Raw genomic sequence first — 12816 nt, 5'->3', positions numbered from 1 at the left:
TATGTCACTCACTATGTTGTTTATTTTTCTGCTTTTCTGCGGCTTACGAAGAAGAAGCCTGCTGCTGCTGCCATGATAATGATACCGGCGATCGTGAAAATGTATGTACCGATACCACCTGTGGATGGCAGATTAGCGAGTTTGGTGTTCAGGAAATCGTATGTATTGCTACCGTTTGTTACATCTTTTACTTCTTTAGTTGTAACAGTGGTACCTTCATAAGTTGCTGTATAAGTAGAGGTAACTTCATTATTTATTTTAATTTCATAACTTGCTAAAGTTCCGTCTTCATTATAAGTTGCTGATATTACAACTGGAATTTCTGCTGTATTAACAGAATAACCTGCCGGCGCTTTTGTCTCTGTCAAAGTATAAGTTCCTGCGTCCAGGCCACTGAAGTGAATTTTACCATCAGTCGTGCTTGTTGTCTTATATTCTTTTTTTGTATCATTATTTACAAGTTTGAATTCTGCACCTGCCAGCGGTGTCGTATATGTCCTGGTTGTTACACCATCTTCTGTTTTTTCCACAAATTTATCTGCATCAACTTTGATAAGTTCTTTAGTAACCCATTCTTCGTTTTCGCCATCTTCTCCATTCAGGTTACCATCGATTTCGAATGTATAGGTATATGTTTTATCTTCGATTTCTTTTACGTCACTGGAATCTGAAGGGTTATTTGAATAAGTTAATTTTGCAGTATTGCTGTTCATATCAAAGTTCTGACCAGCATCCGCATCCAATGTTGCAGAATAAGTTACAACAACATCTTTACCTGCATTTGCAAGTGCATAAGCAGAAGCAAATTCAATTGTCATGGTCTGCCCGTTATAGCTTACCTTAAACGTATTGTCCCCTGCTGTCACTGTATCATCGCCAACTTTTACTACTGGAGCGGCATCAGTTCTTGTAAGACCATCAGATAATGTATCAGTGATTTTATATGTAACTTGTTCATAGGAATCACTATATGCCGGAATTTTTGCATCAACTTCGAAATAAACTGTATCGCCTGCGGCAACGTCAACTCCATTATTAGTATTTCCTGTAGCAGTAGTACTTCCAACAGGATTTCCTGCAGCATCTACAATTTTCTTATCAATTGAAGGTCTGGAAGACTTTGCATATCCCGGTTCAGTACTTAAAGTCCAATTAGTTTTTGCATCAATAATTCCGCCTGTCATATCATTATTTAAAGTACCATCCGCTGTGGAATAATATACACCGAGTAACATAGGGTTATAAATAACCTCTCCTGTACTCTCAATGATAACAACCCAGTAACCTGCACCCAAATCAGCAGAATATGTACCTAACTCGACTTCTGTGGCTGTTTTATCACTAGTTTTTGTGTAAGTTGACAGAGATACATGATCTAATTTTCCAGCAAGAGCAGAGTCATTACTGATAGCCTTAGCAATCTTCTGGATCTGTTCAGCAGATGGGCCCTGTGTAGGTTCAGCTGGATTCTCGCCATTAGCAGTCATATCGACACCGTTTAAATAAGTTTTTACGTCCGAAACAATGCTATATCCTGTAAAACCATTATTATAATTTGGCGCAATAATTCTATATGCTGTTACTTTAGCGCCTGCCTCAACATTCGTAACGGATGCGGTTGTTGTATCTGCTGCAGTAGGTGTTTTTCCTGTTTCAGCAGAAGCTGTCACTGTCATTCCCAAAACCATAGCCATTGTCATTAAAATAGCTAAAATTCGTTTTAATTTTTTCATTTCTTTCTCCCTTTCTTTCTTTTTTGGGTTCCCCCATAATTTTAGTTTTTAGATTTCATTTTTTGTTTCTTATTTTAAATACTGTACATCTTTCGCGGAACGGGGTCCGCTGAAAAGTGTCTACATGCCCTATCTTTCCAGCACCTCCCTGTGTTTGTTTTTATATAAGATCAACGCTGCTGCCATCATAATCAGCATACCGCCAATCGAATACCAATAAATTCCCCGGCCTCCTCCGGACGGAAGTTCATAAAGAACTTCATTTTCAACCGTTATCGTTATTTCATAAGCGATTGTTTTTCCGGCTTCATCGGCCTTCGTCTTTCCTACTGTAATCCTGCCATCTGCTTTTTCCGGCACTTCATAAGGAAATGTCACCGTATACTTTTCAGTTGAGAGGGCAAAGCCTGTAGGAGCCTTTGTTTCAACGAGTTCATATGTCCCTTCCGGCAAATTTTCAAATGCTGCATTGCCGTTTTTATCGGTTGTGACTGTTCTCTCTTCATTCGAGCCATTTTTCTTCAATTTAAATTCTGCTCCGGATAAAGGAGATGTGCCGTCACTCGCACTGACTTTATGAATATTTAATTTGTATGTGGCCGCTTTATTTATAACCTCTGCCACCGCAAGTCTTCCGTTTGGATATTTATCTGATAAATTAGTTTTACTGTTATCGACTGTATCCAAAGAATCCTTATTATTTTTATCTGTGCCAACAACAAAGGAAATGCTCTTATCGTCACCGCCGGATACTACGTTACATTGGTTCTCTTCTGCTTCAGTTATACGATCAAGTTCGTATTTAACATTAGAATCCTTTTCTGTAACCTTATATGTACCGCGGCTAAGATGATTCAATTGTTCCTTCTGCTCTTCGGTAAGTCTGCCCTCTGTTTGTCCGGCATCTACCGTAATTTCGATTTCCTTTTTGAAATTCGCATCCCCTTCTTTCGTTACCTCAAATTTAAACTTCTGATCTGAATCTGACGAAGTTTCTATCTTCTTTATGATCTCTAAGCTTCCGGCAATGACATTAACATAGTAATTATTCTCCTTCTTTATAGAATTCTTCACTTCATCGCCGGGCTTTTCGCTTTTCGGATCACCAAGTCCTCTGTCCGCAATTGTCTTTGGCGTATAAACAACCTCTAAAACATACTGCTCTACTTTTTCTCCTTCTTTTTCCGCCGGATGTTTTTCAAGGTCTCCGGCCTGTGTAACCTGCTTTACTGTATATGTAAATGTTCCTACCGCACCATTGGAACCACTGTATGAATACTCCTTTGTTACTGACTCCTTATTGATCAATGAAGCAATATCATCGGCATCCAATCTGCAGTCTTTTGGCAAAGCTGCCCGGATATTTTCTCCATCCGGTGTCGTGGCAATCTCAATGATCTCAGGAGCTTCGTCCGCAAGTTCTTTAATCAATTCCGGCGTGGTTACATCGTCACCTAAAAATACCGTCATCTCTTTATTGACACTTGTTAAATCCAGAAGCTTTACATTGACAGATGGTTCATCAAATTCAATATGGCCATCCTCTGTAGTCAATCCTGAACCCGGTTTATTGGTTTCTATGACATTGCCGCCTATAAAGTCATCCTTTGCCCTCACATGAATTGTATGTATATTTCCCGGATCCTCTACGATTGGCTCGCTCGGCCATTCAATGTAATAACCATTGCTGTCCTTGCCAACCGTGCCGCCATAGGCTTTGGCGCCAACATCCAGTTTGTTTCCATTTTGATCTATTAAATAGAAGCTGTCATTGATATAATCCCTGAACACTCCCGTTACAAGCGGTACTTCGGAAATCGTTTCCAAAATAGTCTGCAGCGTGCTTTCCAGTGATGCACCGTTCTTCGCATCGTAAAAGTAAGGCTGATTATTTTCATCTTTTGATGAAATACCTCGCAGCAAATTTTTCGCTTTGACAACCTGATCCAAACTCAATCCAACAGTCATCAAAGTCGCACCGCTGTTTTTTATTGTCTGGGCATTTGTTTCTATCGCATTTAGCACCTCATTGCTATACGGATTCGGCGCTCCATCGGTGATCAGGATAACGATTTTCTTTCTTTCGGAGCGGTTATTTTCCAACAGCGTCTTTGCCTGATTAAGTGCAAGATCCTGCCGTGTACCGGTTGCTGTACTGATATTACTTATTGTGTTTGTAATGCGGCCTATGTTTGAAGAACTGAGTTCCAACAACTGTCCATTAAAATGAGTTGTTGCGCTTGCACAAAAGGTGACCAGCCCGATTCTGCTCTCAGGGGAATACTCTCCCAATTGTTCTATAAAATCATTCACCGAATTTTTCAGGTAATATAAACGGTTTCTCGTCGAATCCGGATCCGTATAAATGGTATACTTATAATTTCCCCAACCATCCGCCTTATCTCCGGAACGTATCTGCTTGCCTTCCGGTAGATTACCAACAAGGTCATTTCCCCGATTCGCTAATGAGGCATCTGTGTAGTACCAATTGGCTCCGGATTTTTCCAGCCTATAAACAGTCGCTGTTCCTTCCGGATCACTGATAACATAGTAGGGACCGTTTCCACCTAATTGATTCAACTTCCAATCATTCAGTGTGATTGTCTTCCCAGTCGACTGCAGGTTGCCGGGGAACAGCATGGAAGCGGAAACATCCGTAATCAGCACAATGTCAACAGGTTCTGAATACTGATCAATGAAGGAGTGTACCGAAGCCTGCAAATTAACTTCATAGGTACGTTTATCATAATCTAGTACTTCAGCGGTCTTGCTTGTCGTCACCATATTTTCAAGTTTATGATTCTCTATATATGTAATAGTGGCGCCGCTGCTCTTTTTCAAATAAGCTTTGAGTGTTCCTCCTTCATCAATAACCTCCACCGTAAAGACTGCTCTTGTACGATAATACCCATCGGTTGATTTCGTTTCCTGCAGGTAATAGGTTCCCTGCCGCAAATTATTGAATGTAACTTCGCCATTTTTATCTGAAACAGCCTTTGTTATCTCATCGGACAACTCGCCGTTTTGATACTGTCTGTAAAGTGTAAACTCTGTACCCTCTAATTTCCTCGTTGGATCCTCGCTGTCCACCTTGCTGAAGGTAAGGCTCGTTTTCGGGGTTGTGGAAATAACCGGTTCAACTACTTCCAGTGAAGGAACTGCAAATTTCATATGACAGTTCGAGCCATAACCTCCCCGCTCCATATATAATACGGTGATCGTATGTTCCTCCGTATACATCGGGCTGTCTGCCTTGCTCGGATCATAAGCGGCATCCGCGTTATAGCTTGTCTCTCCATTCAGATAGGACCAGAGATTTACATCATTTCGCCATTTATCTTTATACTCAAGATTCTTATTCGGATATGATGTGTGGATACCTCCAAGATCAAGTATCAATTCACCATCCATGAAAACCCACATATCATCATCGCCGGTGAATTCAAAATACAAGTCATTCACATAGTCGCCCAGTTTAAACTTGAAGTCATACCGCATTCCGAAAAACCAGTTATGAGCAGCTCCGCTTGGATCATCCGCCTTGCATATCCAATTTTGTTTGGCAGATGAAACATTATCCAGCGGCCAGAAATTAACCCCTGCATTTGCAACTGTATCCGAACCATTCTTAACACTCTGAAGTTCATAGCTGTTTCCACTCTGCTTAAACTCTAATGTAAAATCATCATAAATCGTTTTTCCTATCTTATTTTCCCTGGTAAAAAATCCAGGCTCCGCAATGCCGTCCGCGAAATTGACTTCGCTGTACGCACTGCCTGTCAAATTCTTTATAATACCTGTTATAATCGGTGCGCCTTTAATCTCGCCGGAAGATGAATTATCTTTATTAATATCGAAGGAGCTATAGGTTTTGCCATCCGGAGTTTTAACTATTACAGGATTTTCATTGTTATCAACTGTTCCTTTATAAGTCTCATATTCATGTAGCTCCAGTCCAACTGCTTCATCCTTCTCATTCTGAGGCCATAACGGGCTCTGCCCCATTGCAAGACGTTGATTTTTCCCCGAGCCGGCCGGATAATTCGATTCGGCATTAATACCGCCATTCGCTGCCTGCTGAATTTTCGTTGTTCTGTCTGCATCTGATATCCCGTAGGTTGCATTAATATCTAAAGTTCCCACCGTATAATCAAAGAATGTCACGCCATCCTGAACGGTTCCGGCCTCCTGCTCTTCATAATAAACACGGATCGTGGTATCTCCTGTAACTTCATAGTTCGCTAATTGCTGTTCTGAGATTGCCTCTTCGGATTCATTATCTTTTTCAGAGTCCTTTACCTGTACAACTTTGAAAATTTTATATCCGCTATCTTCTCTTGTATAATCCGATAATGTGACTTCATCGCCATCCTTTATGGTATTGAGAACATATTCTTTATCTGTATATAATTTACTTCCCTTTCCATCCTTCCACAGGTAGTGCTGTATGGTTACTTTAACTTCCTGCGGAACCTTTTTAACAATGACATAGGTGGAAAAATGGGTCGTCTCCATAATTACATCGCCGTTGGAAGCTACTTCTCCATTCATATCACTGACAGCTGCAGTCTGATCAGCCACATGATATACCGCAATATCCTCATCCTTCACATCCGCATCCCGGGTGAATTCTGTTCCGGAAAATATTACCTCCACAGGGCCTTCCGGCTGTACCTCCCGGCCGTCTGCCAGAAGTGTGATATCATAGGCCAGATAGTCTTTTACTTTAAAATCATTCTGCTCAGCCTCGGCTTCCAGCGCTTCTTCAACTACAGCCTTTGTCGCTGAATCAATATGTTTTGCGGAAATGCTTAATTTTTTTCCCTGCGGGAAGGAAGTAGATAAACCTGCCATCGTAATCTCCACACCATCGATGTTGGTTTTAAGCTCAATGTTTGTGACTTCCTGTTTTTCCTTATCTTTATCCGCAGTTTCTTTTTCTGCTGTTTCCTTTTCCGAGGTTTCCGGCTGTGTTTCCAATGCCGACTCCGGAATTTCGGTTTCAGATATTGTCTCTTTAACCTCTGTCGCCTTCGTCGCTTCCGATTCTGTCTGCGCTGTTTCTTCGCCCAGTGTTTCCGGTTGCTGAACGACAGTTTCTTCACTTAAGCCAACCGCATTGCCGTCATCCAACGACTCTGCTTCCCGCTGAGCTACCTCCTCAGTCGTATCATTCACCTTATTATATTCTTCTGCATAAACAGCCACGCTGTTATTAAGACTTATCTCTGCAGTCAACGCCATGACACACACCATGGCCAGCACTCTCTTCCATGGTCTCATACCCATTCCTCCGCTTTGTGTGCAAAAGATCGATGGGCTTTCTCATCTATTTCCTATCTTCTCGAAAATTAATAGACGAATCCATAAGCCGAATCAGCTCTAACACGCTTCTAAATGCAATCTTTCTCTGTTTCTCCACCCACTCTACAGTTCCCTGCCATGTACCGTTGTCAGTTCCTCTGACTTGTATAACGAATGTCTCTGTATTCTTTCCTGCCATATATCTTCATCTCCATCATTTAATATGCAGAGCGCTTCACAAAATACATTTGTTTACACAGTACTATCTTTTTTCTGGGATCAGAATATCACACAAAAATCTTAATCCAATCTCAATTTGCACTTTCACGGATTTTTTTGAAATTATTTAAATTGAAATCAAATGCCGCTTCGGCCACCTCTTTCTCTGTTTTTATCTCTTGCTTCACAGTCTCCTTAAGCATCTTGTCTTATATACGATCAGCGCTGCCGCCATCATAAACAGCATACCGCCGATCATATGCCAGTAGATGCCCGGGCCTCCCGCACTCGGGAGTTCATATAGTTGTTCATTTTCAATATATAATTTGACTCCGTCTTCTCTTGAAGCCGTAAGTGTCAATGACTTACCATCTTCTTTTACTTCCTCCAGAACACCATTTCTCACTCGCAATGTCCATGTCTTGCTACTCAAAGCATAACCAACATGGGCTTTTATTTCCTTCAACTCATAGATGCCATCCGGAATAGGGTCATTCAATGGCGAACTTGCGCCCGAAGCCGAACTATAGGAGTCAAACCATTTCAGTTCTCCGGTTGTTGGCTGAGATACGCCAAAATATTTACCGTCCGGCGCATTTGATTCAAGGGTCTCACCTGTTACGGTTGTCCCATCCAGCTCATGAGTCTTTGTCAAGGAAAAAACCGTGTCATCAAGCAATTGATAATCTCCATTCGCATCCACTTCACTGCTTCGCTTAATAATTTTCCAATCTAATGTATTTGTTATGGTAGTATCATTAATGCTTGCATTATAGCCGCCCGGAACGCCAATTTCCGTTTTTACCCGATATGTATACTGAACAGGCAAATCTTTAACTTCGTAATACCAGCAGTTACCTTCTACTTTCATGCCGGAATCCGGATTTGCAGCATCCGCTATATCCATGGTATAAGTAGTTGGATTTGCCTCATTCGGATACGAGCTATAAGTTTCTCCGCCATCCTTAGAATATTCCAAAGTAAAGCTAATCTTATCCGGGCGAATGTTATAACTGCTGTTATAGTCCCCATCCTGCCATACCTTTGTAACTGTGATATTTTTGGTCGTCTTAACCTGAATAACAGGCTTTGGATACTCCTCAGTACATGGTGTCGTGTCATTAAATTTATAACTTACAGTTGCACCATCATTACAATAGAAGCCCTTCTCATTTGATGAAGTCCCCTCATTGACTGTATTTTCCCCCGTATGCTCAGGATCCGGATTTTCATCCGTGTTCTCACTTCCTGTATCCGGATATACACCATCATGATTTTTAAAATAATCATAAGCGCCCTGCGACGGTTTAATCCGCGTCTTAATATAGTAGAAATAATTCGGTTCCAACTGATATTTTTCCGGAAAAACCAGTTCAATCGTGGTCGTCTCAGGATAATAATATGCTTTTAATGTCAAATCTGCCGGAGTCTTAGTTCCATCCTTATTCTCATACTCAGCCGGATTCAATGTCGTTGGATTCAAAGTCAACTCAGCATAGTTTGTATTCTTGGAAGAATCAGCCGCCGGAACCGGAGTCAACGAAGTACTCGTATTTTTTTCCTTTACAAAAATCTCAAGTTCCACAGCATCACCGGCTATTACTGCTTTATCACTCAACTTATCCGTAATTTTTACATTTGAGCAAGGAACTCTTTTTGCATAACTAACAACTTTTTCAGCAATTTCCTCGAAGTCTTTTGCCAGCTGCGTATCGTTCGTTCCAATATAATTTCCTGTACCCATTCCAGCCGGAACTATCGTTGGAGATGTCAATGTCGACAAATTCTTATAGCTGTCCTTCGGGCCAATTCCAACCGTATAGAAATAATCCGTTTTCAGAGTTTTGAATACATTTTGTGCTGCCGTCATACCATTAGAATCGTATCCACTGCCTACACCTGTTGATTTACCCTCCGTATCATAATACATTGAGCAATCACCATCTGAAGCAAAAATTACAACTTGTGTTGCATCTGAACGTGTGCCCTCGCTATTAAGAACATCTCTCGCCTTCATCAATCCCGCCTCATAATTGGTTCCTAAATAAACCTCCCTATGCTGCCAACTAGTGCTTGCATCTGTGGCGGTATGCTTCTCAGGGTCTGGCAATTTTGAGAGTAATGTAGCAGCATCTTTTGTCCAGCCAATACGTATATCTGCATCATTCCACGGAGTATCTATACTATGTGTCCAATCATTTTCTCCCGCAGTAGGATCCGCCGGATTACCCCAATAATCCTTTTCTGCCCTTTTTTCGCTGAAAGTCACCAAAGAATATTGTACATCCGGATTATGTTCATTTATTTTGTCAATCGCCGCTTTAATTGCCGCGTTTGCCGCCTTTAATCTTGCACAATGATCATTTTTATTTTCGGTCATAGAATATTCCATGGAACCCGATATATCCAACACAAACAAAACATCCAGTTTTGCCCTGTCCTCCGGACGGCCAATCTGCGCAGATACGTCCAGCGTTAAATCATATGTACCATCAGAGTTGGCATTTACATATTTTTCATTAATAAGTGTTTTGTCAGTTGGCGTGATTGGGCCGGTTTTTGGTCCTTCGTAAACAAAATAAATATCACCTTCCGCCGGATAAGAATACCCAAAGTATATCCAATCCGTCCACACCGTTCCGCCATCCGCAAGATATTGTACTTGATATTTTTGACCGGGACTCCGTCTTATTTTCTGTATGGCTGTTCCATTAAAAGAACCTACGGATATTCTTTGAAAAGTGTAATTAGAAATATTTATCTTATAAACATCATTGTTTAAGTCAATTTCACCTGTTTCATCACTTAAATTTGGAGAAACCCCAGTAACATTAGGTATCTCTTTACCTTCCGTGTTTACATAATGTACAGTAATATTAACATTGCCCCAGTATTCCCTCCATGTAATAGTAAACGTAGAAAAACTGTCTGTCACAAATTCTGTCTTCTGCACTTCTGCGTTTTCCGTCGTCTGAACGATCGCTTCCTCGGTTTCATCTGCAACCATATCAACGATATCTTTAACCTGTCCGTTGGCATCCTCTTCAAAATGCATTACTGTAACATCGGTGACATCGGTAACCTCCGCATCTGCCTTTGCTGCTTCTGCCGGAATGATTGCCTTTTTATAATCCATGGAAACTTTAACTTCGCCCTTTGGCTCTACTTTATTTCCGTCTTTATCTACAAAGGTAATATCATATGCCAGGAAGCCGGTGATATCATATTCTTCATTCTCAGATTTTTCTGCAAGTTTCCTCTCAACTTCTTTGTACTGATTATTAATGTCTTGGATTTCTGCAACTTCCTCTGCAGTCATTCCTGCTGCAGGCGTTCTCTCAACAATCGGAACTACCTTCAGTGCTGCATTCTTCGGAATTGCATTCGGAGCAACCGCTGCAACATGAACTTTTACATCACTGTCTTCATATTCCATCGTCGGAACGAATTCTTCTTCCGATTCTTTACCTTCAGTTTCTTTTGTCTCCTTAGGTTCTTCTGTCTCTTTAGTTTCCTTTGTTTCTTTAGTCTCTTTAATATTTTCATCCTGGCTTTCAGATGAACTCTGTTTGTCATCCGTTTCCGTCTCAGCGCTGTTCTGCGTTTCGCCTGACGTTGTTTCCTTCGCAGTCTCTGCGCTCTCAGACTCGGTTACTGCCTCCGTCTGCACGGTTTCAGCTGCCGGTGTTTCTAATTGCTGAACGGCCGCCGCTTCACTCTCAGGAACCATTTTTTCCGCATTCAATAACATTGCTTCCGGCTGACTCTCATCCACGATCACATCATCCGCTCTATAGTATTCTCTCGCATAAACATTCAAGCAGCTGGCAAGACATATATCTGTAACCAACAATATAGCACACAATATAGACAGTACCCGCTTCAATAATTTCATACTTGTTCCTCCCGTTCAAAAAACTTATTCTTTTCATCTCTATTTTTCTCTTCCTGAATACTAATTGATGAATCCATCAGCCGAATCAATTCCAGGGCGCTTCTGAATGCAACCCTTTCATTTTCCTCTACCCAGTCTACCGTTCCCTGCCATGTACCATTGACAGTCCCTTTGACTTGTATAATAAATGTTCTTATGTTCTTTCCTGGCATATATCAGTCAACCCCCATCATTCAATAGATGAATTTCCTTTATCTATTTCATGTACTTTTACATTTCAACACGGTATTATCTATATTCTGGAGACAGAATACTATACGCAAATCTTAATCCAATCTCAATCTGTACTCCCGCTATGTTTTTTTATCATTTATATAAAAAAGCGCCATGGTTTTTTTAACCACAGCGCTTTTGATTCAATTAAAGTCAATATGTTTCCCTGCGTTTGTTTTTATACAATATCACTACTGCCGCTATCATGAGCAATATACCGCCAATCAAATGCCAGTAAATGCCCGGGCCTCCTGCACTCGGGAGTTCATAAAGCGGGGTGTTATCAATTGCAATGATGACGCATTTTTCTTCCGTATCATATGCTCCTTTTTCTGCGCCATTGACTTTGATACTTGCAACACCGTCAATAATTTCCAATGCCCATTTTGTGTCATCCAGCGCATATCCCGGCCGGGCCTTAATTTCCTGCAATGTATATTTACCATCATCAAGCGTTGTTGACTGTGGATTCTCTATTAAATCCTTTTTCGTCGAATCATACTGATCCGCTTTATAGAATACCACTTCGCCGGTATCGCCTGATTTTCCATAATATACAACGTTTCCGGATTCTGCTGTCACACTGAAGATTGCTCCGGAAACTTTTACATGTTCTCCGTTTTCAACACTCGTGCTTTGCTTAATAATCTTCCAGTTCAATGTATTTGTTACATTTTTCTGATAATCACCTGTATGACTTTCTGTATAGCCATCCGGACAATTTACTTCCACTATCCTATATGCAAAGCTCTCTCCTTGCTCATTCTTCAGCGGCAAGTCAGAAACTGTAAGTTTCCAAATAGATGGGTCTGAATCGGCTTTAGCAACTGTCATTGTTTCGGTTTTATAATCTGTCCATTCCCAGTTTGCTTCAACCACACCTTCTTGCGGTACACACTGCTGTACTTTAAACTCAAGCTCAACGCCATCTCTGGTGTTATATGCGTTATCTGCATCCGCCCATTTTTTTACAATCTCAATCGATTTTGTTGTCGACACCTGCACTACCGGTTTGTCATATTCATCGATATAATAAGGTTTTTCAGCAGGTGCGTCATTATAAGTATATTCCACTGTTGCAGAACTATTTGAATAAAATCCCTTTTTCCCCGATGAGGTATAATTAGCTTCAGCAACGTCAGGGGCATCTGTCCCGGAATCTCCTGTATGCGGATAACCGTCTGAAGCATATTCGTCAACCGCTTTTTGTGTAGGAGAAATATTCATGGTAATCTCATATGTCATACCCATTCGGGCATCCCGTATGTCAAATGCTTCGCATGGCGCGCTTCGTCAAGCTCTGCGCGATAAGGTATACAAAAGATAAAACAGGATAGCATCAAAGCCCTTTCCGGGCTTTATTGATGCTATCCTGTTCTTATCCTTTATCGT

The 12816-nt window shown here is 41.1% G+C and carries 5 protein-coding genes; all 5 read right to left on the bottom strand.

The window, feature by feature from the left end:
• Nucleotides 1-20 precede the first annotated feature (20 nt).
• Nucleotides 21-1733, bottom strand: coding sequence for an isopeptide-forming domain-containing fimbrial protein (locus ACMN7X_RS10955; protein WP_418747506.1), 1713 nt, complete (start codon nt 1731-1733; stop codon nt 21-23).
• Nucleotides 1734-1862: 129 nt separating this feature from the next.
• Nucleotides 1863-7016, bottom strand: coding sequence for a SpaA isopeptide-forming pilin-related protein (locus tag ACMN7X_RS10950; RefSeq protein WP_418747505.1), 5154 nt, complete (start codon nt 7014-7016; stop codon nt 1863-1865).
• Between the two features lie 424 nt (nt 7017-7440).
• Entirely contained in the window at nt 7441-11151 is a 3711-nt protein-coding gene (locus tag ACMN7X_RS10945) for a DUF7604 domain-containing protein (RefSeq protein WP_418747504.1), read from the bottom strand.
• Nucleotides 11148-11363 carry a hypothetical protein gene (locus tag ACMN7X_RS10940; RefSeq protein ID WP_418747503.1) on the bottom strand — a complete coding sequence of 72 codons (216 nt, stop codon included), beginning with the start codon at nt 11361-11363 and terminating at the stop codon, nt 11148-11150. The genes ACMN7X_RS10945 and ACMN7X_RS10940 overlap by 4 nt, the downstream gene beginning before the upstream one ends.
• A gap of 214 nt (nt 11364-11577) precedes the next feature.
• Nucleotides 11578-12675, bottom strand: a complete 1098-nt coding sequence (locus ACMN7X_RS10935; RefSeq protein ID WP_418747502.1) for a DUF7604 domain-containing protein — start codon at nt 12673-12675, stop codon at nt 11578-11580.
• Between the last annotated feature and the right edge of the window lie 141 nt (nt 12676-12816).

The organism is Frisingicoccus sp. (assembly GCF_048388605.1).
Classification (GTDB): Bacteria; Bacillota; Clostridia; order Lachnospirales; family Lachnospiraceae; genus Frisingicoccus.
The sequence above is the reverse complement of the archived record's forward strand: the minus strand, read 5'-3'. Positions and strand labels throughout refer to the sequence as shown.